This is a genomic window from Streptomyces sp. KPB2, from assembly GCF_003950055.1.
Classification (GTDB): domain Bacteria; phylum Actinomycetota; class Actinomycetes; order Streptomycetales; family Streptomycetaceae; genus Streptomyces; species Streptomyces salinarius.
In genome coordinates this window covers 5190276-5216314 of the sequence record NZ_CP034353.1, presented here as the reverse complement: position 1 = coordinate 5216314, position 26039 = coordinate 5190276, and the positions used below count along the sequence as shown (strand labels likewise).

The following is a 26039-nucleotide window of genomic DNA, read 5'->3' as shown; positions in this document are numbered from 1 at the left end:
CGGCCGTGACGACGACCATGACGAAACCCCCGGCCGACGCGGCACCCGACCCGTCCCGCAAGGGCAGGGGCCGACGAGGCGCCAAGTCCTCCCGGGCCGGCGGGCACATGCACGCGGGCCCGATCGCCTACATCATCCTCGCCCTGTTCACCATCGGCTCGCTGTTCCCGCTGGTGTGGACGGCGATCGCCGCCTCGCGCGACAACCAGCGGCTCGCCCAGACCCCGCCGCCCTTCTGGTTCGGCGGCAACCTCTTCGACAAGCTGGAGATCGCCTGGAACGACGCCAACCTCGGCGAGGCGTTCCTCAACACCACCATCGTGGCCGGCACCTCGGCGCTCACGATCGTCTTCCTGTCGACGATCGCCGGGTTCGCCTTCGCCAAGCTGCGCTTCCGCGGGCGGGGCGCGCTGATGCTGATCGTCATCGGCACGATGATGGTGCCCCCGCAGCTCAGCATCATCCCGCTGTACATGATGGTCGCGAAGCTGGACTGGTCCGACCAGCTCCAGGCGGTGATCCTGCCGTCCCTGGTGAACGCGTTCGGCGTGTTCTTCATGCGGCAGTACCTGCTCCAGGCGCTGCCCGACGAGATCATCGAGGCCGCGCGCGTCGACGGGGCCAGCAGCTGGCGCGTGGTGTGGCACGTGGTGTTCCCGGCGGCGCGGCCCGCGATGGCCGTGCTCGGCATGCTGATGTTCGTGCAGTCCTGGAACGACTTCCTGTGGCCGTTCCTCGTACTGACGCAGAACGGCAGCCCGACCGTGCAGGTCGCCCTCGCCGGACTGGGCCGCGGCTACACCCCGGACCAGTCCCTGATCATGGCCGGCGCGCTGCTGGGCACGCTGCCGCTGCTCCTGGTGTTCGCGATCTTCGGCAAGCAGATCGTGGGCGGCATCATGCAGGGCGCCGTCAAGGGCTGACACTCACCGGCGGCTCACCCGCGGGGGCCGGGCCACCGCCGCCCCGGCCCCGGAACGGGCGACCGCCGTGGCCGCCGCCCCCTGCCCGGCTTCCCCCCTCGTCCTTCCACCCGTCGGTCCACCGGCCGGGCCTCGCGCCGGCCGGGACGACCCGCCACGAACCCTCTATGGGAGCGCTTCCATGCTTGAGTCCGCAACGCCGGTGACCCCGGTGACCTTCCCCCCTGCCTTCCTCTGGGGCGCCGCCACCTCGGCGTACCAGATCGAGGGCGCGGTGCGGGAGGACGGCCGTACCCCCTCGATCTGGGACACCTTCAGCCACACCCCCGGAAAGACGGCCGGCGGGGACACCGGTGACATCGCTGTCGACCACTACCACCGCTACCGCGACGACGTGGCGCTGATGAAGGACCTGGGCCTCGGCGCCTACCGCTTCTCGATCTCCTGGCCCCGGGTGCAGCCGACCGGCCGCGGCCCCGCCGTCCAGCGCGGCCTGGACTTCTACCGCCGCCTGGTGGACGAGCTGCTGGCCGCCGGGATCAAGCCCGCCGTCACCCTCTACCACTGGGACCTGCCGCAGGAGCTGGAGGACGCGGGCGGCTGGCCCGAGCGGGACACGGCGTACCGGTTCGCCGAGTACGCGCAGATCGTCGGCGAGGCCCTCGGTGACCGGGTCGAGCAGTGGATCACGCTCAACGAGCCGTGGTGCGCCGCCTTCCTGGGCTACGCCTCCGGGGTGCACGCCCCCGGCCGTACCGACCCGGCGGCCGCGCTGCGCGCCGCGCACCACCTGAACCTGGCGCACGGCCTGGGCACGGTGGCGCTGCGTTCGGTGATGCCGGCCCGCAACTCGGTGGCGATCAGCCTCAACACGTCCGTCGTGCGGCCGCTGTCGCAGAACCCGGCGGACCTGGCGGCGGCGCGGAAGATCGACGACCTGTCCGGCGGGATCTTCCACGGCCCGATCCTGCACGGCGCCTACCCGCAGTCCCTGCTGGAGGCGACGGCGCCGGTGTCGGACTGGTCGCACGTCCAGGACGGCGACCTGGGGCAGATCCGGCAGCCGGTCGACGCGATCTGCCTCAACTACTACACGCCCACCGTGGTGTCGGCGGCCGACGCCGACTCGCGCGCCCCGCGCGCCGACGGCCACGGCGCCAGCGACCACTCGCCGTGGCCCGCCGCGGACGACGTGGCGTTCCACCAGCCGCCGGGCGAGCGCACCGAGATGGGCTGGAGCGTCGACCCGTCCGGCCTGCACGAGCTGATCATGCGCTACCACCGCGAGGCCCCCGGCATGCCGCTGTACATCAGCGAGAACGGCGCCGCCTACGACGACAAGCCCGGCGCGGACGGCTCGGTCCACGACCCCGATCGGGTCGCCTACCTGAACGGCCACCTCACGGCGGTCCGGCAGGCCATCGCCGACGGCGCCGACGTGCGCGGCTACTACCTGTGGTCCCTGCTGGACAACTTCGAGTGGGCGTACGGCTACGAGAAGCGCTTCGGCGCGGTGTACGTCGACTACGCCTCCCAGCAGCGCACCCCGAAGTCGAGCGCCCTGTGGTACGGCCGGGCGGCCCGCACGGGGACGCTGCCGCCGCTGGACGCGGCCGAGTAGGCCTTCGGGCAGCCGGAGGAACGCGGGAGGAACGACGCGGGAGGTACGCGTCGGGAACGCGGGACACGGGGCGCGGCATCCCACGGGGGGATGCCGCGCCCCGCTCGCAGGGCCGGTGTGGGGCCCGGCCCTGTTCGGGGGAGCCGGGGCCGGGCTACTTGTAGGCGGCGAACGCCTTGGAGAAGGCGTTGGGCGCCTGGTCGACGGAGCTGCAGGTGGCGTCGGCCGAGGGCTTGGGGCCGCCGGGGCAGGCCTTGTCGCGGGTGGCGGACCACATGGACAGCGCGCCGAGGCCCTTGGACTCGGCGAACTCCACGAGCTGGGTCGCGTCGTCGACCTTGAAGACCTCGGAGGCGACGTCGTTGACGCCGATCATCGGGGTGACGGCGACCGTCTTCCAGGCCTCCGCGTCGGACAGGCCGAGGACGCCCTTGATCTGGGCCTGGGTGGCGGTGGCGGCCTGGATGGCGTAGGTGCCCATGTCGTCGCTGTACGCGGGGCCGTAGTCCATCGCCATGATGTTGACGGCGTCGATGTCCACGCCGTTCTTCTCGGCGTCGGCGAGCAGGTCGACGCCCGCCTGGGTGAGGCCCTCGGGCATCACCGGGAGGGTGAAGGAGACGTCCAGGCCGGGGTGCTGCTTCTGGAGCGCGGCGATGGCCTGGGCGCGGCGGGTGTTGGCGGCCTTGTCGGGCAGCGCCCCGCCCTCGACGTCGAAGTCGACCTTGGTGAGCTTGTACGCGTCGACGACCTTGCCGTACGCCGCCGCGAGCGCGTCGGCCGACGTGCAGGTCGTGCCCAGTTCGGAACCGGAGGCGCCGCCGAACGAGACCCGCACGTCGCCGCCCTTGGCACGCAGGTCGCCTATCTGGTTCGCGACGGCGTCACTGCCGAGGTCGGTGACGCCGCCCCACTTGGGGGTGCAGCCGCCGCCGTCGGTGACGAAGGCGAGGTTGTACTCCTTCACGCCGGTCGCCGCGGAGTGCGCGAGCAGGTCGAAGGCCGGGTAGAGGGAGGTGTCGACGTACGGCGCGAAGCCGGCGCCCGCGTCGGTGCCGTCGCCGGGGGTTCCGGTGGGCGCCGGGGTGGTGGGGGTCTCGGTCGGGGCCGGCTCGGTGGTGCCGGTGGGGGTGGGGGTCGGCGTGGGCGTAGGGGCCGGGGGCTCGGTGGGGCGGCCGCTGGGCTCGGGGGTGGCGCCGTCGTCCGTCGAGCAGGCGGCGTCGTCGACGAGGCAACCGGTGGGGTCGGCGGTGCCGTTGACGACGAAGCCGACCGTGACGGACTCGCCGGCCTTCAGCCCGTCCGTGTCCCACTTCGGCGGGGTGACGGTGACGTGCTGCCCGTCGACCTTCGACTCGGCGTTCCACAGCGAACCGAGCTTCGCGCCCGAGGGCAGGTCGAACTCCAGCGTCCAGTCCGCCTTCGCCTGCCCGCTGGTGTTGGTGACTACGTACTGGGCGGTGTAGCCCGTCGACCACTCGCTGGTCTTCGTGTACGCGGCGCCGACCGCGGCCGCCTGGGCGGTGCTGGTGAACAGCAGCGCGCCGCCCCCGGCCACGGCCGCCGCGACGACGGCGCCGATCGCCTTGTTCCTGCCACTGACCTTGCGTCGGTGCGTACGCATCACGTGCCTGCCTTCGCTGTTCACGGTGCCCTCGCGGGGACGCGGCGAGGGCGGGTGGGGGTGGGTGCGGCAGCACGCTAGCGATCCGGAAACGGGCAAAGCGCCTGATCCGGGCGGGGATTGGCGATCTTAGGGTGGGCTTAAGGAAGGGATCGGGACCGATTAATGGTCGCGACCGGCCCGGACCGCCGGTGACGGCGCCGACGTCTGCGTCTGCGTCTTCGCCCGCGCCTGCGTACGGCCCTGTCTGCGTCGGCGTACCGCTCCCCGGTGCCCGCGCCGCGCCGGTGCCGTCCGCCCGTCCAGCTGGATCCAGATCCGCACCTCGGTGCCGCCCAGCACGGAGGCGCCGATGCGTACGTCGCCGCCGGTCGACTCGGCCATCCGGCGCACGATGTCCAGGCCGAGCCCGGTCGACCCGTCGGTGCCCGAGCCCCGACCGCGGGCCATCGCCGCCTCGGGGTCGGCTATCCCGGCGCCCGCGTCGGAGACCAGCACGATCACCGCGTCCTCGCCGTTGTGCAGGTCGACGGCGAAGGCGGTGCCCTCGGCGGTGTGCCGGAAGACGTTGCCGAGCAGCGCGTCGAGGGAGGCGGCGAGGTCGGCGCGGGCCACAGGTATGCGCACCGGCCGGTCGGCGCCGGCCACCCGCCACTTGCGGCCCTCGTCCTCGGCGAGGGCCGACCAGAACCCCATGCGTTCCCGGACCACCTCGGCGGCGTCGCACCCGGCGCCGGGTCCGGCGGCGGCGGTCTGCGGCTTGGCGTCCCGGGCGGTGCGGATGATGGTGTCGACCTCGCGCTCCAGCTGCTCGACGGCGGCCCGGGTCTGCTCGGCGGCGGGCCCGTCGCCGAGCGAGGCCGCGTTGAGGCGCAGCACGGTCAGCGGGGTGCGCAGCCGGTGGGACAGGTCGGCGGCCAGCTCCCGTTCGTTGGCGAGGAGCTGGACGACCTGGTCGGCCATGGAGTTGAACGCGACCGCGGCGCGCCGCAGTTCGTCCGGCCCCTCCACGGGCACCCGCGCGCCCAGCCTGCCCTCGCCCAGCTCGTGCGCCCCGTCGACCAGGCGCCGCGCGGGCTGCACCATCCGTACGCCCAGCCGGTCGGCGACCGCGACGGAGCCGACGATCAGGGCGGCGCCCACCGCCGCGAGCACCGCCCAGGCGGTGCCGACGCCGTTGGTCACCGCGGACTCGGGGACGTACACCTCGACGACGGCGATCTCGCCGGAACTGAGCGCGACCGGCTGGAGCAGGGTGGAGCCGCCGCCCACCTCGGTGGTGGAGGCCCGCCCCATCTCCCGTACGGCGGCGATGTCCTCGTCGGTGGCGCGCTGCCGGCCGATGTCGGTCGCGTCCCCGCTCCCGTCACCGGGCGCCGGTATGTGCACGGCCATCCCGGCGTCCGAACCGGCGGAGGCCACGACGCGTTCCAGCTGCTCGCGGTCGGTGGTGATGGACAGGGCGGGGGCGACGGCGGCGGCCTCCCGTTCGGCGTTGGAGAAGGCGCGGTCCCGGGCCATCTCGCGGATGACGAGTCCGAGGGGCACGGCGAAGGCGACCACGACCATGGCGGTGACCGCCAGCGAGACCTTGACCAGGGCCCATCTCATCGGGGTGGCTCCAGTCGCGGCGGCTCCAGCTTCACGCCGACGCCGCGCAGGGTGTGCAGATAGCGCGGCCGGGCCGCGGTCTCGCCCAGTTTGCGGCGCAGCCAGGACAGGTGGACGTCGATGGTCTGGTCGTCGCCGTAGGACTGCTGCCAGACCTCGGCGAGCAGCTCCTTGCGGGGGACGACGACCCCTGGCCGGCCGGCCAGGAAGGCGAGCAGGTCGAACTCGCGGCGGGTCAGGTCCAGGACCGCGCCGTCCAGTTCGGCCTGGCGGCGCAGCGGGTCGACGGTGAGGCCGCCGACCCTGAGGACGGTCGGGGGCGCCGCCTCCGCCGGGCCGCCGCGGGCCCGGCGCAGCACGGCCGCCATCCGGGCCGACAGGTGCTCGACGGAGAACGGCTTGGTGAGGTAGTCGTCCGCGCCCGCGTTCAACAGCCGCACCACCTCCGCCTCGTCGTCCCGGGCGGTGGCGACGATCACCGGTACGTCGGTGATGCCGCGCAGCATCTTCAGCGCCTCGGAGCCGTCCAGGTCGGGCAGTCCGAGGTCCAGGATCACCACGTCGAACCGGAAATGGGCGACCTCGCGCAGCGCCTCCAGTGCCGTGCCCACGCTGCGCACGGTGTGCGAGGCGTCGGTCAGCTGCCGGATGAGCGCCGAGCGTACGAACTGGTCGTCCTCGACCACGAGCACACTTGCCATGGGCGGCACCGTACGCCATGCGGACCGACCCGGTCCGAGCCTGTGGACAACTCCGCCCGGGCCCGCGTCACACGGCGTTCGGGCGACACGCGTGGGGCGGGTGAGGCAGTATGGCCGCGATGCGCAGAGGACTCGTCCACGTGATCGCCTGGCTGCTCGCCACCGGCGCCGCGGTCACCCTGTCGTGGTGGGGCGTCCACACGGTGATGGCCGGCACGGCCTACGACGCTCCCCGCGCGCTGCCCATCACGGCCGCCGACGCGAGCGTGCGGGACGGGGAGGACGGCGACGACGGGGAGTCCCTGGCGTCGTCCACCAGCCGGCCCTCACCCTCGCCCTCACCGTCGGACAGCGCGTCGCCGGCGCCGGGCGGCACACCCCGCGAGCCGGACCCCGCCCCCTCGCGCACCGCACCCTCCACCACGCCGCCCGCGGCCCCGGCGAGCCCCGCTCCCGCGACGTCCGGCCGGGTCAGGAGCTACGACACCGACGGGGGCCGCGCGGTCTTCGACCTCGGTACGTCGTCCGCGTCCCTGGTGTCGGCGACGCCCGGCGCGGGCTGGTCGATGCAGGTGTGGAAGACGGAGTCGTGGATCCGGGTGGAGTTCACCTCGGGCGCGGACCGGGTGTCGGTCTTCTGCACGTGGCACGACGGGCCGCCGCGGGTGGAGATCGGCAGTTACTGACCCGAGCCGCCCCGGTAGGGCTCACTTGAAGACGGACTCCGGCGGCGCCGGCGAGTCCACCGCGGCCGCGTCCGTCACGGGCTGGGCGCCGCCGGTGAAGTCGGCGAGCGCGCGGCCGTGTTCCACGCGCGCGGTGTGCGGGTCGGAGGCGGCGCGGCGGGTGAGTTCGGCGAGGGGCAGCGGGTGGTCGGAGGCGACCAGGATCGCGTTGCCGAAACGTTTGCCGCGCAGTACGGCCGGGTCGGCGACGAGGGCGAGTTCGGCGAACCGGGCGGCCGCGGTGGCGATCTGGCCGCGCAGGTGGGCGAGCGGCGGCCCATCCGCGAGGTTGGCGGCGTAGACCCCGCCGGGCGCGAGCGCGCGCCGCACCTCGTCGAGGAACTCGGTGGAGGTCAGGTGGCCCGGCGTGCGGGCGCCGGCGAAGACGTCCGCGACGACGAGGTCGGCCCAGCCGTCGGGCACCTTGGCCAGCCCGGCGCGGGCGTCGGTGGAGCGCACCCGTATCCGCGCGGCCGGGTCCAGGGGGAGCTCCCGGCGGACCAGGTGGACGAGGGCCGCGTCGCGTTCGACGACCTGCTGGGTGGAGCGGGGGCGGGTGGCGGCGACGTAGCGGGCGAGGGTGAGGGCGCCGCCGCCCAGGTGCACGGCCCGGACCGGCTTGCCCGGCGGGGCGGCCAGGTCGATGACGTGGCCGATGCGGCGCTGGTACTCGAAGGACAGGTACGCGGGGTCGTCGAGGTCGACGTGCGACTGCGGGGCGCCGTCGATCAGCAGCGTCCGGGCCCGCGGCCGGTCGCGGTCGGGCACCAGCTCGGCGCGCCCTCCGTCGACGTCCTCGACGACGGTTTCGGCGGCGGCGCGCCCGCGACGGGCGTTGTTCCTGGACTTTCCCATGGGTCCATTGTCGGACCGGGTGGAAGCGCCCCGCGCAGCGGCCGCGGTCCACGGGCACTGCTCAGCGGCAGCAGTCCGCGGGATTCCTCAGCGGCAGCTGTCCGCGGCCCTGATCAGGCGGGCCGCCTCGCCGAGCGCGGCTCGCAGGACGGCGGGGTCGGTCGCCAGGTCCGCCTCGCCGGGCGGCAGCAGCCAGTCGGAGCCCTCCAGGGGCGGCTCGGGCTCCGGGACGATGCTCAGGCCCCGGCCGTCCGTCTCCGTGCAGGTGCTGCCCGGCACGTCCCAGGCGGCGGCGGTGCCCGGCGGCACCAGGAAGCCCAGGGTGTCGCAGCCGTCGTCGTGGAGCACCGAGCCCACGCCCTCACCGGCTCCCCGCCGGATGATGTCGACCGCCTCCAGACCCTGCCGGGTCGGCACGGTGACGACGTCACAGGCATCGCAGGGGGGAACGCTGACACTGGTGTCCATCCCGGCCTCCACCACGGAACTCCTCCTCGGACGAGCGGATCGGGAGTCGGGGGGTCTCCCGGTCCACCCGGTTCAACGCGGCGGACCGTCAACGGCTACGGCACGGGGCCGCCGCAAAGGATGGCACTTCATGGCAGATCGTGGATGAGATATCCGGTTTGTAGCCAAACAGCGCGTACCGGCTTCGTCACAGCCGGTACGTTCTTGCTCGCCGGAAACAGGGCCGCGCGGTCGTGTCCTTCCCCGGCATGGTTCGACGGTTCGCACGAGAGGACCCGGCCATGGCGTCGTCAACGGTGACCTCCGCCCAGCCAGAACGGCCCCCGCGGCCGAACCTCGCCTTCAGGCGGTTGCGCGGCAAGCGCTCCCCGGCGGAGTTCGCGGCGGCGGTCCGCCGGGCCGCGCGCGAGATCGGCGAGCGGGTCAGCTGCGACGCGCGCTATGTGGGCCGGGTCGAGGCGGGCGAGATCCGCTGTCCCAACTACGCCTACGAACGGGTGTTCCTGCACATGTTCCCCGGCCGCACGCTCACCGACCTGGGGTTCGCACCCCGCTCGTCGGTGCGCGGACGGCAGGCGCGCACCCCGGGTGAGTCGCGAGGGGCGGGTGAGCCGTATGAGACGCATGACACGCAAGACGTCCGAGACACGCAAGACCTGCAAGGCCTGCAAGACCTGTACGAAACGCACGACAACAACGAGGAGAGCGACGTGCTGCGTCGCGCATTCATGACGAGCGGTGCCACGGTGGCCGCCGCCTCGCTCGGCCCCCTGGGACTCGCCCTCGACGCCGCGGCGGCCGGGCGCCCCACGCGCCGGGCCGGGACGGGGGAGGCCGGCGCCCTCGAGGAAGCCGTCCGCCGGATCCGGCTGCTGGACGACCGGCACGGCGCGGACGGGCTCTACCGGCGCGCGGCGGCCCCGCTGCGCACCGCGTACGCGCTCCTGGACGCCGGCGCGTCCCGGCAGGCGACCGCGGACCGGCTCTACACGGGCGCCGGTGAACTGGCGATCTCCGTGGGCTGGCTGGCGCACGACTCGGGGCGCTTCGACGACGCGCGCTCCCACTACGCCGAGGCCCTCGCCACCGCCCGCATGAACGGCGACGCGGGCCTGGAGGCGCACGCCTTCTGCAACATGGCGTTCCTGGCCCGCGACGCCGGCCGGCCGCGCGAGGCGGTACGGGCGGCTCAGGCCGCGCAGCGCGCCGCCCGCCCGCTGGGCTCGGACCGGCTGATGTCCCTGCTCGCGCTGCGCGAGGCGGGCGGCTGGGCGGGGCTCGCCGACCGGGTCGGCTGCGAGCAGGCACTGGCCCGCGCGCAGGCCTTCTACGGGCGGGGTCCGTCGGACACCGACCCCGAGTGGATGAGCTTCTACGGCGAGGCCGAACTGGAGGGGCTGGAGGCCCAGTGCTGGTCCACCCTGGGCGACTGGCCCCGGGCGGCCCGGCACGCGCGGCGGGCGGCGGACCTCCAGGACCCGCACTTCACCCGGAACCTCGCGCTGTACTCGGCGGAGCTGGCGGACGACCTGGCCCGGGGCGGTCGCCCCGACGAGGCGGCGGGGGCGGGGATGCGGGTCCTGGACCTGCTGGGCGAGGTGCAGTCCTCCCGCATCCACACGATGCTGGCGGGCACGGCCCGGGTCCTCCTCCCCCACCGCCGCTCCCCAGCCGTCTCCACCTTCCTGGACCGCCACACAGCACTCGCCCGACCGGCATAGCCACCCCCCGCCCCCACGGCACGCAGCCGCACCACTCCCGGCCGCCGCGCGCAGTCGCACCACCCCCACACCACCGCCCTGCGCAGCCGCACCACTCCCCCGCCACCGCCGCGCGCAGTCGCACCACCCCCGCCGCAGCTGCGGGCAGTCGTGCCGCTCCCCGCCGCCGCACGCAGCCGCACCACCCCCACACCGCCGCCCCGCGCAGCCGCACCACTCCCCCGCCACCGCCGCGCGCAGTCGCACCACCCCCGCCGCAGCTGCGGGCAGTCGTGCCGCTCCCCGCCGCCGCACGCAGCCGCACCACCCCCACACCGCCGCCCCGCGCAGCCGCACCACTCCCCCGCCACCGCCGCGCGCAGTCGCACCACCCCCGCCGCAGCTGCGGGCAGTCGTGCCGCTGGGGCGGCACGGGTGGGCGCAGCGGCACCCCGCAACGCCGGGCCGCGCACCCCACCCCCGCCCAGCCCCGACGCCGGGCACCGCCGAACACGGCACCGTCAAACACGGCACCGGCACCAACCGTCAGCCGACGAGGTGCCCCACGTCGTTCCAGCTCTCCACCGCCGGCTCCCCGTACGCCCACCCCAGCACCGAAAGCGACGTCGGATTCAGCCGTATCCGCGCCCCGAACGACACCGGCAGCCCCAGCCACCGCGCCCCGATCGCCCGCAGCACGTGCCCGTGGGCGAAGACGAGCACGTCCCGCTCCGCCTCCCGCGCCCACGCCACCACCTCGTCCGCGCGCGCGGTGACGTCCGCCACGCTCTCCCCCTCGGGCACCCCGTCCCGCCAGATCAGCCAGCCGGGCCGCACGGCCTGGATCTGGTCCGGCGTCATGCCCTCGTACGCGCCGTAGTCCCACTCCATCAACGTGTCCCACGCGCGTGCGCGCTCGCCGAAGCCCGCCAGCTCACAGGTCTCGCTCGCGCGCACCAGCGGACTGGTCCGCACCTCCACGCCGTCCAGCCCGTCCAGCGGCGCCCGGTGCAGCCGCTCGCCGAGCAGCTTCGCGCCGCGCCGGCCCTCCTCCAGGAGCGGCACGTCGGTCCTGCCGGTGTGTCTGCCGGACAGCGACCACTCCGTCTGTCCGTGCCGGGCCAGCAGAATGCGCGGTGCCATGAAGAGGCCTTTCCGGGAGAAATGTCTGAGAGGACGCCTCCATCATCCCGTACTGTCCGTGCGGGCAACCCGAGGGGCACTGCCCGCGTCTATCCGGTCCGAGGGCGCTTCGCGGGGCGGGCCCGGCGAGGCCGTAGAGTGGCTCGTCCGTGTCCGTCCGGGCGCACGAGTGAACGAGAAACGGGAACGAGAAGAGGGGGAGGGCGATCGGATTGCGGCACACCGAGAAACCGGGCACCGAGACAGCCCCGAAGACTCGGCTGCGCTGGTGGACCGAGCTGCCGCTCATCGTCCTCGTGTACGCCTGTTACAGCGCCGGGCGCCTGCTCGTGCGGGGCGACGTCACCGACGCCGTCGACCACGGCCTGGCCATCCTGGACATCGAGAAGGCGCTCTTCCTCAACGCGGAGCACCCCCTCAACCGTCTCTTCACCAAAGAGCCGTGGATCGGCGTCCCGGCGGACTTCTGGTACGCGTCGCTGCACTACCTCGTCACCCCGGCGATCCTGATCTGGCTGTTCCGCTCCCGCGCGGTGCGCTACCGGGCCGCCCGCACCTGGCTGATGACGTCCACGTTCATCGGTCTCATCGGCTTCACCCTCCTGCCGACCTGCCCGCCCCGGCTGCTGGACGCCTCCCACGGCTTCGTCGACACGATGGCCCAGTACAGCTCGTACGGCTGGTGGGGCGGCGCGGCCAGCGCGCCGCGCGGCATGGGCGGCATGACCAACCAGTACGCGGCGATGCCGAGCCTGCACGTGGGCTGGGCGCTGTGGTGCGGGGTGATGCTGTGGCGCTACGGCGGCACGCGCGCGGCGAAGGTGGTCGCCGTCGTCTACCCCCTGGGCACCACGATCGTGGTCATGGGCACCGCCAACCACTACTTCCTCGACGCGGTCGCGGGCGCGGCCGTGATGGGCGTGGGGCTGCTGCTGACGCCGTTCGTGCTGCGGACCGCGCAGCGGCTGCGGTCCCGGCTCCCGGCCCGTCTCGCACCGGCCGGGACCGCCTCCGGCAACGCCCCGGCGGCCGCTGCCGGGTCCGCCCCCGCCACGGCCTCCGCCACCGCCGCGGACGGCGCGGGTTCCGCGAATGTCAGTGGCGGATGCCAGACTTCCGCGGGTGAGCGATTTCCACGGCAGCGCGAGCAGCGGTTCGGAGCGGGAGCCGAGCCGGACCCCGCCCCCTCGGACGCGGGGGACGAGACTCCGGCACCGGCTCGCTGAGCTGCGCGGTCCCGACGTACCGGCCAAGGCGCTGGACGCGCGCGCCCTGGCCGCCCTCGCCGCCAACCCGGGGTGCCGCCGACGGGCGATCCTCGACGGCGCCGGGGTGGACAAGGGCTCGCTGGCGAGTGCGCTGGGCTCTCCGTCGGTCTTCGGGCAGTCGCAGTTCGCCCTCGTCCGGGGCAACGCCTTCGAGGCGAAGGTGAAGGCGGACGGCGGCGCCGAGCTGCTGCGGCTCGTGCACGAGAAGCTGGACCGGGGTGCCGAGCCGCCCGCCGAGGCCCGGGTGGAGGTGCCCGACCTGTCCGCCACCGGCCCCGAGGGGCGTGCGGCGCGCACGGCGCTGGCCCTGCGCGAGGCCACCGGCACCGCCGGCGCGTGGACGCTGCTCGACCATCCGATGCTCGCCCTCGAGGTCGCCGGTTCCCCCGCCTTCCTGGAGCCGGACGCCGTGGTGGTGCATCCGGACGGCAGCTGGACGGTCGTCGAGATCAAGTCCTTCCCCATGCTGGACGGCTCCGCCGACCCGGCGAAGGTCGGCGCCGCCGCGCGGCAGGCCGCGGTGTACGTGCTGGCCCTGGAGCGGGTCGCGGCCCGGCTGGACCCGGCCCCGCGCGTGCGCCACCGCGTCCTGCTGGTCTGTCCCAAGGACTTCTCCAACCTGCCCACCGCCTCCGCCGTCGATGTGCGCAAGCAGCGCGCCGTCACCGACCGCCAGCTGGCCCGGCTGACCCGTATCGAGGAGATCGCCGACGCGCTCCCGGAGGGCGTCTGCTTCTCCCCCGAGCAGTCGGCCGAAGAGCTCGCGGCGGCGGTCGAGGCGGTCCCGGCGACGTATGCGCCGGAGTGTCTGTCCGCGTGCGAGCTGGCCTTCCACTGCCGTGCCCGCTCCCGCGACGCCGGTGCGGTGACCCGCCTGGGCCGCCCGGTCCGGGCCGAGCTGGGCGGGCTGTCCACGGTCGAGGAGGTGCTGGCCGCGGCCCGCGGGGAGGCCGGCGACCCGGACGACCCGGCGGTGGCCGCGCTGCGCAGGGCGGCCCGGCTGCGCGCGGAGGCGCTCGCGACGGCCGGTGCGGGACCCGGCGGGCCGGCGGGCGCCGGCGGCGCTTCCGAAATCGGCGCCGGGATCGGGATCGGCCTCGGGGCCGGGGCCGGCGAGGTGTCCGCGTGTCGCTGATCACCACGCTCGCCCGGCTGGAGGCCGTGCGCTCCGGCCGTGCCCAGCCCGCCGCCACCGTCCGGCACCGGCACCTGTCCGACCGTCCGCTGGTCTTCGTACCGCTGATCACCGCCGGTGAGGCCGGAGCCCCGCTCGGCGCGCTGGTCGGCACCGACCGGGACGCGCCGCGGCTGCTGGTCGTGCCGCAGCCCCGCGACCGCGACCTGCGCTTCGCGTTCCTGGCCGAGCTGGCCGACATCGTGTTGCCGCACGTCGAGGCGTACGCGGAGCGCGTCGAGGCCGCCGAGCGCACCGAGACCGATCCGGAGACGGGCAAGCGGGTCAAGGTCGAGGTCGACCTGTGCGCGGACGCCGCGCAGCTGGTCGTGCCGAGCCGCGCCGGCGTCGACTTCGTACGGCTGCTGGGCCGCTCCATGCGCTTTCGGCGTACGGCGGAGCAGGACCCGGAGACCCCGCACCCCGCGCCGCCCCGGGTGCCGCTGCTCGGCCGATGGCTGACCCACTACGGCGAGCGGGCCCGCGTGCCCGGCTCCTCGCTCCTCCTGGCCATGACCGACCTGCTGGGCCGGCACTGGGCGACCGGGCAGTCCACGCTGGAGGACCAGCACCTGGGCGCCCTGCTCGCGTGGATCGCGCCCGAGGACGCGCGGAACCCCGGCCTGACCGGCGCCGAGGCGGCCCGCCGCGCCGAGCTGGCCCGCGACGCCGACGGTCAGTTGCTGTGCCCGCCCGCGGGCCCGGCGACCGACCCGGCCTTCGACAACAAGCTGCTCGCGCCCGCCATCGAGCGCTACGACCGCGCCCGTACCGCGCTGGCCGCCGCCGAGGACGGACTGGAGGCCGACGACCGGCTCGGCGCGCTCGTGGCCGCCGAGCGGGAGATCCGCGTCCTGGTCGAGAGCCGTACCCGCCCCACCTGGGACGCGGTGTGGCGCGGCCTGGACCTGCTGGGCGAGCTGCCCGAAGGGGCGCACGTCGAGGACCGCTGGACCCGCGACCGCTGGTCGTTCACCTCGCACCGCGACCGCATCCTGGCCGGTGAGCCCCCGCAGCCCCGCCGCGACGACGCGGTGACGGCGGCGAACAAGCTGGCCACGCGCGAGCGTGAGCAGGCCCGCCTGGAGGCCCAGGAGGCGCTGGACGATCCGCTGGTGATGGCGGGACGCCGGCTGTCCGGGGAGGCCTTCGCGGGTGAGGTCGTCGACGTGGTGATGGCGTACAGCGAGAGCAAGCGGCCCAGCCCGCGCCCGCTGGTGACGATCCGCACGGACGACCGCCCGCACCTGGGCGAGCGGGTGAAGGTGTACCGCTCGCTGGGCGGCAAACCCCAGACGGCCGAGTACGTCGGCCCCGCGCCGTCCGACGACGACCCGGACGACGGGACCGGGACGGGGGCCGGGACCGGGGCAGCCGACGACGGGACGCTGGTCCTGCGGATCATGGACAAGATGGGCCGCGGCAAGGAACCCGAGGCCGGGTCGGTGCCCGAGAAGGGCGACCTGGTCTGCTTCACGCTCTTCGAGCACGAGCAGCGGGGCGGCGCGAAGCTCCCCGACCCGGAGCAGACCCCGTGGACGCACGGCGGCCCGCCCGGTGAAGCGGCCGCGGTGCCGGAGGCCGCCGACGCCCAGACCGAGGAGGACGTGCTGTGACCGCCGAGGCCCTGTCCGCACCCGCATCCGCACCCGAGGCCTTCGACCCGGGCGCGGAGGCGGCCCGCGCCACCGCGGCGATCCTCCACGACACCCTGCACGGCACGGAGCGCGGTGTCGTCGTGGACTCCCCGCCCGGCGCCGGGAAGTCCACGCTCGTGGTGCGGGCGGCGCTGGAGCTGGCTGAGGCGGGCCGCCCCCTGATGGTGGTGGCGCAGACCAACGCGCAGGTGGACGACCTGGTGCTGCGCCTGGCCGAGAAGAACCCGGACCTGCCGGTGGGCCGCCTGCACAGCAGTGACGCCGACCCGTACGACAAGGCGCTCGACGGGCTGGAGAACGTCCGCAAGTCGGCGAAGGCGGCCGACCTCGCCGGGCTGGCCGTCGTCCTGTCCACGGCGGCGAAGTGGGCGCACGTCACGGTGGACGAGCCGTGGCGGCACGCGATCGTCGACGAGGCGTACCAGATGCGTTCGGACTCCCTGCTCGCGGTCGCCGGGCTCTTCGAACGGGCGCTGTTCGTGGGCGACCCGGGCCAGCTGGACCCGTTCGCGACGGTGGGCAGCGAGCAGTGGGCGGGCCTGGCCTACGACCCGTCGTCCTCGGCGGTGACGACCCTCCTGGCCCACAACCCGGGGCTCCCCCAGCACCGTCTCCCGGTCTCCTGGCGCCTGCCCGCGTCGGCGGCCCGCCTGGTCTCCGACGCCTTCTACCCGTACACGCCCTTCCGCAGCGGCACGGACCACGGCGACCGGAGCCTGGCCTTCGCGGTGCCGTCGGACGGCTCGGGCCCCGACCGGGTGATCGACGAGGCGGCCGCCTCGGGCTGGGGCCTGCTGGAGCTTCCGCCCAGGCACACCCCGCGCACCGACCCGGAGGCGGTGCGGGCGGTGGCGGCGGTGGTCCGGCGCCTGCTCGACCGTGAGGGCCGGGCGACCTCCGAGCGCTCGCCCGACCCCGCTCCCCTCACCGCCGCCCGCATCGCCGTCGGCACCGCGCACCGCGACCAGGCGGCGGCGGTCCGCGCGGCGCTGGCCGACCTCGGTGTGCACGACGTGACCGTGGACACGGCCAACCGCCTCCAGGGCCGCGAGTACGACGTCACGGTCGTCCTGCACCCGCTCTCCGGCCGCCCCGACGCCACCGCCTTCCACCTGGAGACCGGCCGCCTGTGCGTCCTGGCCTCCCGGCACCGGCACGCGTGCATCGTGGTCTGCCGCGAGGGCGTGGGCGCACTCCTGGACGACTACCCGTCCACGGAACCGGTCCAGCTGGGAACGCTGGTGAAGTTCCCGGACGGCTGGGAGGCCAACCACGCGGTACTGGCCCACCTCGCGGAACACCGGGTGGCCTGGCGGCCCTGAGCGGGCGCCGGAGGGCGTCGGAGCGGACCGACGGACGGGGGATTTCCCTTAGGGCTAAGATTTCTCCCATCTGAACGTACGCCGCGAGGGGAAGACATGGCGCAGGGCAGGGCGGCGAGGCGGCCGGACGCGGTGGCGGGGATCGTCGGGGACTGGGCGCGGGAGCGGCCCGAGCTGGACACCTCGCCGCTGGAGGTGCTGGCCCGGCTGCACCGGTCGTATCTGCAGTACCAGTCGCGGATGACCTCGCGGCTCGACGAGCACGGGCTGTCCGTCGCCGGGTTCGACGTGCTGACCGCGCTGCGCCGGTCCGGGGCCCCGTACCGGCTGACCGCCGGGCAGCTCGCCGCCTCCGGGCTGGTCTCCTCGGCGGGGGTGACCCTGCGGCTGGACCGGCTGGAGAAGGACGGCCTGCTGGTGCGCGAACGGGACGCCGAGGACCGGCGCGTGGTGTACTCGCGGCTCACCGAGGCGGGCCTGGCGAAGGTGGACGAGGTGTTCAGCGAGCACCTGGAGAACGAACGCCGGATGCTCGGCGGGCTCTCCCCCGCCGAGCACCGTCAGCTGAGCCGTCTGCTGTCGAAGCTGGAGCGCTCGATCGTGGACTCCGACGCCGTCGCCCCGGATCAGCCGGCCGGGACGGGCTGAACCGCCGACTGCTGTTCCGCCTGCGCCCGGTACAGCCGGCGCAGCCGGACCACACCGAGGTCGTGCTGGTAGAGGTTCTCGCGCTGGTCGGCGTCCGCGGGCATGTTCTCCAGCATCACGCGGTCCTGCTCCAGCACCTCCCAGTGGCGGGCCTCGATGAGCGTCTTGTACAGGAACCGCCAGGTGTCGCGCTGCCAGTCGCCCACCTTGCGGTAGCGCCAGAAGAAGACGCCGGTGCGCCCCGCGTCCACCGGGCAGGCCATGCCGACGATGCCGAAGGGTCCGCCGGGGCCCGCGGACGGCGGGTAGGGGATGGAGAGGTCGACCCAGTCGACGCCGGTGCGGCACAGTTCGACCCAGTCGAAGTTGACGCCCCGCTGGTCGGTCTTCTCGAAGAAGTAGCCCCGCCCGGTCTCCCGGATGCGGAACTTGGCGGTGGTGTCACCGGCGAACATGGTGTGCGACTCGGAGTGCAGGAACGCGCCGTGCATCGGGTCGAGCAGGTTCTCCATGGCGAACCGCCACGGCACGTCCCACTCCGCGTAGCAGAGGAACGCGGAGATCTCGTCGTCGGCCAGCGGCTCGGGGAGGGTGAGTTCGACCGGCTCCGGGTGCTCCTCGTCGCCGAAGTAGGCGAGGATCGCGCCGCCGACCTCGCGCACGGGCAGCGAGGTGACCAGCGTCTTGCCCTCCAGGGTGCAGCCGGGCAGTCCGGGCACCGAGGTGACCGTGCCGGCGGTGTCGACCTCGACGCCGTGGTACCAGCAGGCGACCCGGTCGCCCAGGTGCTTGCCGAGGGAGAGGGGCGCGCCGCGGTGGGGGCAGCGGTCGGCGAGCATGGACAGGCCGCCGTCGGACTTGCGGAACAGCAGCCAGTTCTCGCCGAGTGCGGTCACCCTGCGCATGCCGCCGGGCGCGACGAAGTCCGACGGTACGACGGGGTGCCACTGGTTGCGCAGGCCGTGGGCGTAGATGTGGTCGGCGGAGTCGTGGGTCGAGAGGGTCATGTCAGGCTCCCAGGCGGTTCATCTCGGCACGGAAGGACTCCTCGGTCCAGGGCTCGCCGGTGGGCGTGCGCAGCTGGCGGGAGTTGAGTCCGTCGATCACGTCGGTCAGTTCGTGACCGTCCTTGGTGAAGATGTCCTCGAGCGTGCGGGCGAGCTTCAGCTCGTACGGGGTGGGCTCGTGGTCGCGGGTCTGGTGGGGGTCCAGGTACGGCCAGGTGGTCTCGGGCACGGCGTTCTCCATCGGAGGCGTGAGGTGGTCAGAGGTTCAGGACGAGGCGGTCCGAGGCGCAGCGCGAGACGCAGATCATCATCGTCTCGCCCGCGGCGCGTTCGGCGTCGCTGAGCAGGAAGTCACGGTGGTCGGGGGTGCCGGCGAGGACGCGGGTCTCGCAGGAGCCGCAGATGCCGTCCCGGCAGGAGGAGGTGACGGCCAGTCCGGCGTTCTCGGCGGCCTCCAGGATCGAGGTGCCGCCGTCCACGCGCAGGGTCACGCCCGATGCCCGGCACTCGACGTCGAAGGCGCTGTCGTCGCCCTCGTGGGTCACGGCGGGCGCGGCGAACCGCTCGGTGCGCAGCCGTCCCTCGGGCGCCGCGTCCTCGACGGCCTTGAGCAGGGGTTCGGGTCCGCAGCAGTACACGAGCGCGTCGGCCGGGAGGTCCGCGAGCGTGCCGGCCACGTCGATGTGCCCCTGCTCGTCCTGCGGTACGAGGGTCACCTCACCGCCGAGCGCCGCGAGTTCGCCGCCGAAGGCCATCGAGGCGCGGGTCCGGCCGCCGTGGACCAGCCGGTACGGGATGCCGTCCCGCTCGGCGCGGCGGGCCATGGCGAGGATCGGGGTGATGCCGATGCCGCCGGCGACGAAGACGTAGGAGGCGGCGGGTTCGAGGGCGAAGTGGTTGCGCGGCCCGGCCACCCGCACAGTCTGGCCGGGCCGCAGCTTGGTGTGCACGTGGCGCGAACCGCCGCGCGAGGCGGGCTCGTCGAGGATGCCGAGCCGGTACCTCCCGGCGTCCTCGGGGTCGCCGCACAGGCTGTACTGGCGGACGTGGCCGCCGACGTGCAGGTCGAGGTGGGCTCCGGGTGTCCAGGCGGGCAGCGGCTTGCCGTCCGGGTGGACCAGTTCGACGGACAGGACGCCCTGCGCCTCCCAGGTGGTGCGGTGGACGAGGAGGTCCAGTTCCTGCTCTTCGGTGCTGCTCATGTCGGCGGGCCTCCCTACCGGGCGGGGATCTTGACGGGCGGGGTGAACGGGTTCTTCATCGGGCCGAGCGCCGCCAGGTCGACCTCGACGAGGGTCGGCCCGTCGGAGGCGACGGCGGCGTCGATCACCTTGGCGGCCTCGCTCTCGTCGCCGATGCGCGCGTACGGGAGGGAGCAGGCGGCGGCGAGCCGGGCGAAGTCGGGGGTGAACAGGTCGACTCCGAAGCGGCGTTCGGTGTAGGTCGCCTGCATGTTGCGCAGTACGCCGTAGCCGCCGTCGTTGAAGACGACGAGGGTGAGGCGGGGCCGCTCCTGGGCGAGGGTGAGCAGTTCGCCCAGGTGCACGGCGAGGCCGCCGTCGCCCGCGATGACGACCGTGGGCTCGTCGGGCCGGGCGAGGGCGGCGCCGATGCCCATGGCGAGGCCCTGGCCGATGCCGCCGCCGCGCGGGAAGACGTTGGCGCGCGGGTCGTGGATCGGCAGCAGGCGGTTGCCCCAGGCGGAGGAGGGGATGGTCACGTCCCGGGCGACGACGCTGCCGCGCGGCAGGGCGTCGGCGAGGGCGTCGCAGATCGCGGCCTGCGGGCCGATGCCGTCGTGCAGGGCGGCCCGCACCTCGTCGCGCACCCGGCGGACCCGGTCCGTCCAGTCCGCGTCGGCCCGTACGGCGGTCTCGGTGAGCGACGGCAGGACGGCCCGCGCGTCGCCGTGCAGACCGTGCCGTGCGGGGTACGCCCGGCCGAGGGCGGCGGCGTCGGCGTCGATCTGGATGTGCGCCTCGGGGAGGCGGAGTCCGTAGTCGGCGGTCTCGTTGGAGCGGAAGTGGGTGCCGACGGTGACCAGCACGTCCGCGTCGGTCAGGAGCGCGCGTCCGGCGGGCGTGGTGGCGAAGTTGCCGACGACCTGTTCGTGGTCCTCGGGTACGGCTCCGCGCCCGGAGTTGGAGGTGAGCAGGCCCGCGCCGGTCGCCTCCAGCAGGGCGAGGAGCTGGTCGCGTGCGGTGTTCGCGCCACCGCCGGCCCAGATCAGCGGGCATCGGGCGGAGGCCAGCAGCTCGCGCGCCGCGGCCAGCTCGGACGGGTCCGGCACCGGGGGTTCGGCGAGGGGGACGGTCTCGCCGTCGTCCTCCTGGGCGGCGTACTGGAGGTCGATCGGCCACTCCACGCTCGCCGGACCACCGGGCACGGCGAGCGCGGCGGCGGACGCCTCGCGCAGGACGCGGCCGGCGTCGCGGGCGGAGGTGACGGTGGCGGCGTACGCGGACACCGCGGCGAGCATGCCGAGCTGGTCCTTGGTCTCGTGGATGAAGCCGCGCCCGCTGCCGAGGTGGGCGGACTCCACCTGCCCGGTGATGTGCAGCACCGCCGTCCCGGAGGACAGCGCCTCGATCAGGGAGCCCGCCGCGTTGCCCGCGCCGGTGCCGGTGGAGGTGAGCGCGCAGCCGATCGAGCCGCGGGCCCGGCCGTACGCGTCGGCGGCGTTGACGGCGCTCGCCTCGTGCCGCACCGGCACGAACCGCAGCTCCGGGTCGGCCTCGACGGCCTCCACCAGCGGCAGGTTGTGCACGGAGACGATGCCGAAGACGGTGTCGACGCCGAGGGACTTGAGATGGGCGGTCAGGAGTCCGCCACCGTGGTCGTAACGCATGCGAACTCCTCAGAGGATGCCGCGGCCGACTCCGCCGCAGACGTCGATGCTGGTTCCGGTGATGTAGGAGGCGCGCGGCGAGAGCAGCGAGACGATCGCGTAGGCGACCTCCTCGGCCCGGCCCAGCCGCCCCAGCGCGATGCCCCGGTCGGCGGCGATCTCCGCCTGCCACTCCTCGTACGTCAGCCCGCTGTCGGCCACCGCGTGGCGGCGGGTCCACTGGCCGGTGTCGACCAGGCCGAGGCAGACGGAGTTGACGCGAATGCCCTCGGGGGCGAGTTCGCGGGCCAGGGAGGCGGAGAGGTTGAGGATGCCGGCGCGGGCGGCGCTGGTCGTGATCAGCCGGGTCTCGGGCTGCTTGGCGAGGACGGCGTTGACGTTGACGACCGCGGCGGCGTCGGAGGCGCGGAGCCGGTCGCGGGCGGCGGCCAGGGGATGGAGCACGCCCGCGAACTTCAGCTCCAGCTCGTCGCGCCAGTCGTCCTCGGTGGTCTCGTCGAGGGACTTCATCCGCGACTGGCCCGCGTTGTTGACGAGCCCGTCGAGCCGTCCGCCGAGCTGTGCGGCGGCGCGCTCGGTGAAGTCCCGTACGGCGTCGGCGTCCCGGACGTCGCAGACGCCGGTGTACAGGCGGTCCGTTCCGGCGCCGAGACCGGCGGCGGCCTTGGCGAGCCGGTCGGCGTCGCGGCCGCAGGTGGCGACGCGGGCGCCCTCGTCGAGCAGGGCGCGGACCGTGGCCAGGCCGACGCCGGAGCTGCCGCCGGTGACCAGGACGGTGCGGTCGGCGAGGCCGAGGTCCATGGGTACTCCTTGCGAACGGGGATGCGGAGGGGGTCGGGGAGCGGGGCGGGGAGCGGGGTTCAGTGCATGGTGAAGCCGCCGTTGACGGCGACCACCTGTCCGGTGAGGTAGCGGGACTCCTCGCCGAGCAGGAAGGAGACGAGCCCCACCAGGTCGTCGGGCTGCTGCGGTCGACGGATCGCGCGGTTCGCCGCGTACAGCGCGTGCCGCTCGGCCGGTACCGTCTCGGTCGCCTCGACCTCCGTCAGGCCGGGTGCCACCGCGTTGACGGTGATGCCCCGCTCGCCCAGCTCGCGGGCCATCGCCCGGGTCAGGGCCAGGACGGCGCCCTTGGAGGCGATGTAGTGGGCGAGGCGCGGGGAGCCGTAGAGGGCGGCGTCGGAGGCGATGTTGACGATGCGTCCGGGGTCGGACATCAGGGGCAGCAGGTGCTTGGCGACGAGCCAGGGGCCGCGGGCGTTGACGGTCATCAGCCGGTCCCAGGCCTCGACGTCGATCTCCTGGAACTCCCGGCCGCCGACGCCGTTGGCCAGCGCCGCGTTGTTGACCAGGCCGTACACGGGGCCGCCGTACGCGGGTCCGCCGGGGGCGACGCGGGCGGCCAGCGCCGCGACGGAGGCGGGGTCGGCGACGTCCAGCGGGACGAAGTCGGCCGCGCCGCCCGCGTCCCGGATCGCCGCCGCCGTACGGGCGCCCCACTCCTCGTTCAGCTCGGCGACGACGACGCGGTACCCGTCGGCCGCCGCCCGGCGGGCCATGGCCTCCCCCAGGCCACGGCCGGCGCCGGTCACGACGACCGTGGGGCGTGCGCCCGCCGGGTCAGTCACGGGTGACGCCGTACAGCGGGGAGTACTCGGGGTAGGTCGGCACCTGCGGCTTCCGCGTGCCGATGATCACGCAGAACAGCGCGTCGGTGTCGCCCTCGTTCTTCAGCGAGCGGGTCACCCCGGCCGGGACCACGATCATGTCGCGGTAGCCGAGGGTGCGGTACTCGGTCTCGTCGGGGCCCCGGTGGATGCCGACGCGGACCTGGCCCTCCAGGACGAAGAAGGCCTCCTCGACGTCGTGGTGGGTGTGGGCGGGGCCCTCGGCGCCGGGCGGCAGCAGCATGTTGGAGAAGGTGAAGCCGCCGGAGGGCAGGATGCGGCCGTCGTCCTCGTGGTTGCCGGTGGCGCCGGATCCGACGTAGCGGATCTGCGCCCGCTTGTACTGCGGGCCCGCCTTCTCCTGGAAGGACAGCGTGCCCCAGTCCGGCTCGCGGGAGGCCTTGGTGGCGATCAGGGAGTCGGTGTACTTGGCGAGGTCCGAGCCGTTGTCGTACTCGTCGGTGGTCAGCGGCATGGTGATCAGCCCTTCTCGAGGTGGTTGCGGGTGTCGGTGACGATGTGGAGGTGGGAGAGCAGCCAGGCGTTGAAGTGCTCGGGCTGTTCCTGGTTGGCCAGGTGACCGGCGTCCTTGACGATCACGTAGGCGGTCCGGTGCAGACCGCCGGCCAGGACCTGTGAGGCGTCGGGGCCGGTGATCCGGTCCTGGTCCCCGCACAGGACGAGCGTGGGCGCGGTGACGTCGGCGAGTTCGCCGCGCAGGTCGGTGGCGGCCATCGACTCGGCCGCCTGCCGGTAGCCGGGCGTGCGGATCGAACCGGCCATGGTGTCGACGACACGCCGCACCAGTTCGGGCGGCGCGTCCGGCGACAGCAGCCGGGGGCCGCGTTCCTCGGCGAAGGCGCGCGGGCCGAGGCGCTCCAGCTCCGGAACGCGGGCGCGCATGGCGGCGGCCTTCTCGGGGCTGGTGCCGGAGCCGGGGGTGGAGTCGGCGACGGTGAGGGAGGCGACGAGTTCGGGGTGCCGGGTGGCGAGCCGCAGTGCGATCACGCCGCCCCAGGAGACGCCGACGACGTGCGCCTCGGCGGCCCGGGCGCGGATGACGGCGGCGGCGGTGTCGGCGTAGTCGTCGAGGGTGAGGTCGCCGTCCGGGTCGGCGGACCTGCCGTATCCGGGGGCGTCCCAGGCGACGACCCGGTGACCGGCGGCGGCGAGGGTCCCGGTCTGGGGGGCGAAGGCGGCGGACGAGGATCCGATGCCGTGCAGGCACAGCACCAGCGGCCCGCCGTCGCCGCTCTCCGCCAGGTGCAGCCCGGCGAGGTCGTGGGCGCTCACAGGATCTGCCCCCGGCGTCCGGCGAGGGCGGCGAGCGAGCGCAGGACGGCGTACGGGACGACCTGGCTGGTGGCGGGGTTGCCCGGGTCGGGGACGTGCCGCACCTCAAAGCGGTAGGAGCCCTGCGGTCCGCTCGCCTCGACGACGTGGGAGGTGTGGGAGGCGGTGGGGTCGGCCACCACCCGTACCCGCACGGCGTCGAGGTCCCCGACCGCGAGGGCGACGGAGGCGGCGACGTTCGTGGACTTGGGGAACTTCGCCGGTACGTCGCGTGCGGTGCCGGTCATGACCTCCACCGGTGCGGTCGCCGACCGCAGCCGGGCGAGGGTCTCCTCGTCCATCCAGGGCTGTTCGAGGGTGGACGGCAGTTTGGTGGTGGTGAGCGTGACCTCGCCGAGCGGTCCCATGGCCCGTACGGCCTGGAGCAGGTCGAGTCCGCCGACCGCGCCGCCGGTGAAGTAGACCCGGCCGGGTCCGGCCGCGAGGAGCTTCTTGGCGAGTTCCTCGTCGGTGAGCGCTCCGGTGGAGGCCACGAGCAGGTCGGTGCCGGAGGCGAGGATCGTCTCTCCCCATTCCCGTACGACGCCCTGTCCCGCGGCCTCGACGACGAGGTCGCAGGCGGCGAGGGCCTGCTCCACCGTGAGCTGCGGCGCGGGAACGGCGTCGCCGAGGGGGCGGTTGTCGACGATGCCGGTGAGTTCGGCGCCGGGCACCTCGCCGGCGGCGAGGGCGCCGCCGACGGTGCGGCCGATGGCGCCCCATCCGATGAGGCCGACCTTGCGTGTGCCGCCGTTCATGCCGCTGCTCCTTCGGTGCCGGTGCCGGTGCTCGTGCGGGCGGGGGCGTCCACCGGGGCGTCCACGGGCGGGACGACGGGGCTGCCGTCGGGGGTGCCCGCCATGTGGGCGCGGATCCGCGGCGAGGGCGGGCCCGCGGTGCCCCACAGGTCGGACAGTTCGGGGGTGCGCCGCCACACCTTGCAGATCCAGGTGTCCTCGACGATCTGGGCGACCTCGGTGGTGTACTCGCACACCAGGCCGGTGGGGTCGGTGAAGTAGGAGAAGGTGTTGTTGCCGGGCCCGTGCCGGCCGGGGCCCCACTCGGGGGTGATGCCGTGGTGGCGGAGCCGGCCGAGGCCGCGCATGAAGTGGTCCAGCGACGTCATCTCATACGCGACGTGGTTCAGGGAGACCCACGGCGCCTGGTTGAAGGCGACGCAGTGGTGGTCGGAGCCGCAGCGCAGGAACGCCATCTGGTGCTCGGACCAGTCCGAGACGCGCATGCCGAGCACGTCCTGGTAGAAGGCGACGGAGGCGTCGATGTCGGGGGTGTTGAGGACGGCGTGGGTGACGCCGACCGGCAGGGACGCGTCCCGGCCGCGTGCGGTGACCGCCCAGGTGTCGGCGGAGAGTTCGATCAGCCGTCCGTCGAGGTCGTGGAAGCGCAGCCCGTAGCCGCCGCCGACCTGGTCGAGGGGGCCGGGTTCGGTGACGAGCGCGATGCCGCGCGCCCGCAGCCGCTGCCCGGCCAGGTCCACCTCCGCCGGGGTGCCGAGGGCGAAGACGAGCCGGCCGAGGCCGATCGTGTCGGAGCGGGTCAGCCTGAGCGCGTGGTGCTCCTCGCCGGTGCCGCGCAGCCAGCTCGCGCTGTGTTCGGCCTCGACGACCTCCAGGCCCCAGACCTCCTCGTAGAAGTCGACGGCGTCGGCGAAGTCCGGGGTGAGCAGCTCGACCGAGCGCAGGGCGCGCAGGCGGCCGATCGGGGGCAGCGGGGGCTGGTTCAT

The 26039-nt window shown here is 74.3% G+C and carries 25 protein-coding genes; 9 read left to right on the top strand and 16 right to left on the bottom strand.

Annotated elements, in window-relative coordinates; all coding sequences use genetic code 11:
• The first annotated feature begins 5 nt into the window (after window positions 1-5).
• Together D1J63_RS23520 and D1J63_RS23515 are read left to right on the top strand one after the other, a co-directional pair.
• Window positions 6-923, top strand: a complete 918-nt coding sequence (locus tag D1J63_RS23520; RefSeq protein WP_102929453.1) for a carbohydrate ABC transporter permease — start codon at window positions 6-8, stop codon at window positions 921-923.
• Window positions 924-1104: 181 nt separating this feature from the next.
• Window positions 1105-2544, top strand: coding sequence for a GH1 family beta-glucosidase (locus D1J63_RS23515; RefSeq protein WP_125631413.1), 1440 nt, complete (start codon window positions 1105-1107; stop codon window positions 2542-2544).
• A 154-nt stretch (window positions 2545-2698) separates the two neighbouring features.
• Here the strand turns inward: D1J63_RS23515 and D1J63_RS23510 are convergent, their stop codons facing one another.
• The 3 genes from D1J63_RS23510 to D1J63_RS23500 form a co-directional block, all read right to left on the bottom strand.
• Window positions 2699-4168, bottom strand: coding sequence for a cellulose binding domain-containing protein (locus tag D1J63_RS23510; RefSeq protein WP_125631411.1), 1470 nt, complete (start codon window positions 4166-4168; stop codon window positions 2699-2701).
• Window positions 4169-4330: 162 nt separating this feature from the next.
• On the bottom strand, window positions 4331-5779 hold the full coding sequence (locus tag D1J63_RS23505) for a HAMP domain-containing sensor histidine kinase (protein ID WP_125631409.1): 1449 nt from the start codon (window positions 5777-5779) through the stop codon (window positions 4331-4333).
• Window positions 5776-6480 (bottom strand): response regulator transcription factor, encoded by a 705-nt coding sequence (locus tag D1J63_RS23500; RefSeq protein ID WP_164276689.1) that lies wholly within the window; start codon window positions 6478-6480, stop codon window positions 5776-5778. The genes D1J63_RS23505 and D1J63_RS23500 overlap by 4 nt, the downstream gene beginning before the upstream one ends.
• Window positions 6481-6599: 119 nt before the next feature.
• Between D1J63_RS23500 and D1J63_RS23495 the strand changes: the two genes are divergently transcribed.
• Window positions 6600-7166, top strand: coding sequence for a hypothetical protein (locus D1J63_RS23495; protein WP_164712942.1), 567 nt, complete (start codon window positions 6600-6602; stop codon window positions 7164-7166).
• Between the two features lie 21 nt (window positions 7167-7187).
• Here the strand turns inward: D1J63_RS23495 and D1J63_RS23490 are convergent, their stop codons facing one another.
• Window positions 7188-8060 carry a fused MFS/spermidine synthase gene (locus D1J63_RS23490; protein WP_102929458.1) on the bottom strand — a complete coding sequence of 291 codons (873 nt, stop codon included), beginning with the start codon at window positions 8058-8060 and terminating at the stop codon, window positions 7188-7190.
• Between the two features lie 87 nt (window positions 8061-8147).
• Window positions 8148-8528, bottom strand: coding sequence for a hypothetical protein (locus D1J63_RS23485; RefSeq protein WP_164712941.1), 381 nt, complete (start codon window positions 8526-8528; stop codon window positions 8148-8150).
• A 281-nt stretch (window positions 8529-8809) separates the two neighbouring features.
• On the opposite strand from D1J63_RS23485, the gene D1J63_RS23480 reads away from it, so the two are divergent.
• On the top strand, window positions 8810-10249 hold the full coding sequence (locus D1J63_RS23480) for a hypothetical protein (protein ID WP_125631402.1): 1440 nt from the start codon (window positions 8810-8812) through the stop codon (window positions 10247-10249).
• Between the two features lie 525 nt (window positions 10250-10774).
• Here the strand turns inward: D1J63_RS23480 and D1J63_RS23475 are convergent.
• Complete coding sequence (locus tag D1J63_RS23475; RefSeq protein WP_007390057.1) at window positions 10775-11371, bottom strand: histidine phosphatase family protein; 597 nt, start codon at window positions 11369-11371, stop codon at window positions 10775-10777.
• Between the two features lie 212 nt (window positions 11372-11583).
• Between D1J63_RS23475 and D1J63_RS23470 the strand changes: the two genes are divergently transcribed.
• The 5 genes from D1J63_RS23470 (at window position 11584) to D1J63_RS23450 (ending at window position 17441) form a co-directional block, all read left to right on the top strand.
• On the top strand, window positions 11584-12597 hold the full coding sequence (locus D1J63_RS23470; protein ID WP_125631400.1) for a phosphatase PAP2 family protein: 1014 nt from the start codon (window positions 11584-11586) through the stop codon (window positions 12595-12597).
• Between the two features lies 1 nt (window position 12598).
• Window positions 12599-13774: a hypothetical protein gene (locus tag D1J63_RS23465; protein WP_232250202.1), complete on the top strand. Its 1176-nt coding sequence runs from the start codon at window positions 12599-12601 to the stop codon at window positions 13772-13774.
• Window positions 13765-15429: a hypothetical protein gene (locus D1J63_RS23460; RefSeq protein WP_164712940.1), complete on the top strand. Its 1665-nt coding sequence runs from the start codon at window positions 13765-13767 to the stop codon at window positions 15427-15429. Before D1J63_RS23465 ends, D1J63_RS23460 begins: the two co-directional genes overlap by 10 nt.
• Window positions 15426-16793, top strand: a complete 1368-nt coding sequence (locus tag D1J63_RS23455) for an AAA family ATPase (protein ID WP_125631397.1) — start codon at window positions 15426-15428, stop codon at window positions 16791-16793. The genes D1J63_RS23460 and D1J63_RS23455 overlap by 4 nt, the downstream gene beginning before the upstream one ends.
• A 96-nt stretch (window positions 16794-16889) precedes the next feature.
• Window positions 16890-17441 (top strand): MarR family transcriptional regulator, encoded by a 552-nt coding sequence (locus tag D1J63_RS23450; protein WP_007449958.1) that lies wholly within the window; start codon window positions 16890-16892, stop codon window positions 17439-17441.
• Here the strand turns inward: D1J63_RS23450 and D1J63_RS23445 are convergent.
• From D1J63_RS23445 to D1J63_RS23400, 10 genes are read right to left on the bottom strand one after another with little or no spacing between them, the layout of a single operon-like run.
• Entirely contained in the window at window positions 17420-18448 is a 1029-nt protein-coding gene (locus D1J63_RS23445; protein ID WP_125631395.1) for an aromatic ring-hydroxylating dioxygenase subunit alpha, read from the bottom strand. The two genes, D1J63_RS23450 and D1J63_RS23445, sit on opposite strands and share 22 nt — an antisense overlap.
• Before the next feature lies 1 nt (window position 18449).
• A complete protein-coding gene (locus D1J63_RS23440) occupies window positions 18450-18677 on the bottom strand; it encodes a recombinase-like helix-turn-helix domain-containing protein (protein WP_087790846.1) in 228 nt (75 codons plus the stop codon).
• 28 nt (window positions 18678-18705) lie between these two features.
• On the bottom strand, window positions 18706-19650 hold the full coding sequence (locus D1J63_RS23435) for a PDR/VanB family oxidoreductase (RefSeq protein WP_102931639.1): 945 nt from the start codon (window positions 19648-19650) through the stop codon (window positions 18706-18708).
• A 14-nt stretch (window positions 19651-19664) separates the two neighbouring features.
• Window positions 19665-21296, bottom strand: coding sequence for a thiamine pyrophosphate-binding protein (locus D1J63_RS23430; protein ID WP_125631393.1), 1632 nt, complete (start codon window positions 21294-21296; stop codon window positions 19665-19667).
• Between the two features lie 9 nt (window positions 21297-21305).
• On the bottom strand, window positions 21306-22097 hold the full coding sequence (locus tag D1J63_RS23425) for an SDR family oxidoreductase (RefSeq protein ID WP_125631391.1): 792 nt from the start codon (window positions 22095-22097) through the stop codon (window positions 21306-21308).
• A gap of 59 nt (window positions 22098-22156) precedes the next feature.
• Complete coding sequence (locus tag D1J63_RS23420) at window positions 22157-22924, bottom strand: SDR family oxidoreductase (RefSeq protein WP_125631389.1); 768 nt, start codon at window positions 22922-22924, stop codon at window positions 22157-22159.
• Window positions 22917-23438, bottom strand: a complete 522-nt coding sequence (locus D1J63_RS23415) for a cupin domain-containing protein (protein WP_125631387.1) — start codon at window positions 23436-23438, stop codon at window positions 22917-22919. The genes D1J63_RS23420 and D1J63_RS23415 overlap by 8 nt, the downstream gene beginning before the upstream one ends.
• 5 nt (window positions 23439-23443) lie before the next feature.
• Window positions 23444-24256, bottom strand: coding sequence for an alpha/beta hydrolase (locus D1J63_RS23410; RefSeq protein ID WP_125631385.1), 813 nt, complete (start codon window positions 24254-24256; stop codon window positions 23444-23446).
• Entirely contained in the window at window positions 24253-25053 is an 801-nt protein-coding gene (locus tag D1J63_RS23405; RefSeq protein WP_102927573.1) for an aspartate dehydrogenase domain-containing protein, read from the bottom strand. Before D1J63_RS23405 ends, D1J63_RS23410 begins: the two co-directional genes overlap by 4 nt.
• Window positions 25050-26039, bottom strand: coding sequence for a VOC family protein (locus D1J63_RS23400; protein ID WP_125631384.1), 990 nt, complete (start codon window positions 26037-26039; stop codon window positions 25050-25052). Before D1J63_RS23400 ends, D1J63_RS23405 begins: the two co-directional genes overlap by 4 nt.

Coding starts and splice junctions, on each gene's coding strand:
- D1J63_RS23515 (WP_125631413.1), top strand. CDS start 1,105: ATGCTTGAGTCCGCAACGCCGGTGACCCCGGTGACCTTCCCCCCTGCC.
- D1J63_RS23510 (WP_125631411.1), bottom strand. CDS start 4,168: ATGCGTACGCACCGACGCAAGGTCAGTGGCAGGAACAAGGCGATCGGC.
- D1J63_RS23505 (WP_125631409.1), bottom strand. CDS start 5,779: ATGAGATGGGCCCTGGTCAAGGTCTCGCTGGCGGTCACCGCCATGGTC.
- D1J63_RS23500 (WP_164276689.1), bottom strand. CDS start 6,480: ATGGCAAGTGTGCTCGTGGTCGAGGACGACCAGTTCGTACGCTCGGCG.
- D1J63_RS23495 (WP_164712942.1), top strand. CDS start 6,600: ATGCGCAGAGGACTCGTCCACGTGATCGCCTGGCTGCTCGCCACCGGC.
- D1J63_RS23490 (WP_102929458.1), bottom strand. CDS start 8,060: ATGGGAAAGTCCAGGAACAACGCCCGTCGCGGGCGCGCCGCCGCCGAA.
- D1J63_RS23485 (WP_164712941.1), bottom strand. CDS start 8,528: ATGGACACCAGTGTCAGCGTTCCCCCCTGCGATGCCTGTGACGTCGTC.
- D1J63_RS23480 (WP_125631402.1), top strand. CDS start 8,810: ATGGCGTCGTCAACGGTGACCTCCGCCCAGCCAGAACGGCCCCCGCGG.
- D1J63_RS23475 (WP_007390057.1), bottom strand. CDS start 11,371: ATGGCACCGCGCATTCTGCTGGCCCGGCACGGACAGACGGAGTGGTCG.
- D1J63_RS23450 (WP_007449958.1), top strand. CDS start 16,890: ATGGCGCAGGGCAGGGCGGCGAGGCGGCCGGACGCGGTGGCGGGGATC.
- D1J63_RS23445 (WP_125631395.1), bottom strand. CDS start 18,448: ATGACCCTCTCGACCCACGACTCCGCCGACCACATCTACGCCCACGGC.
- D1J63_RS23435 (WP_102931639.1), bottom strand. CDS start 19,650: ATGAGCAGCACCGAAGAGCAGGAACTGGACCTCCTCGTCCACCGCACC.
- D1J63_RS23430 (WP_125631393.1), bottom strand. CDS start 21,296: ATGCGTTACGACCACGGTGGCGGACTCCTGACCGCCCATCTCAAGTCC.
- D1J63_RS23425 (WP_125631391.1), bottom strand. CDS start 22,097: ATGGACCTCGGCCTCGCCGACCGCACCGTCCTGGTCACCGGCGGCAGC.
- D1J63_RS23415 (WP_125631387.1), bottom strand. CDS start 23,438: ATGCCGCTGACCACCGACGAGTACGACAACGGCTCGGACCTCGCCAAG.
- D1J63_RS23405 (WP_102927573.1), bottom strand. CDS start 25,053: ATGAACGGCGGCACACGCAAGGTCGGCCTCATCGGATGGGGCGCCATC.
- D1J63_RS23400 (WP_125631384.1), bottom strand. CDS start 26,039: ATGAACCAGCCCCCGCTGCCCCCGATCGGCCGCCTGCGCGCCCTGCGC.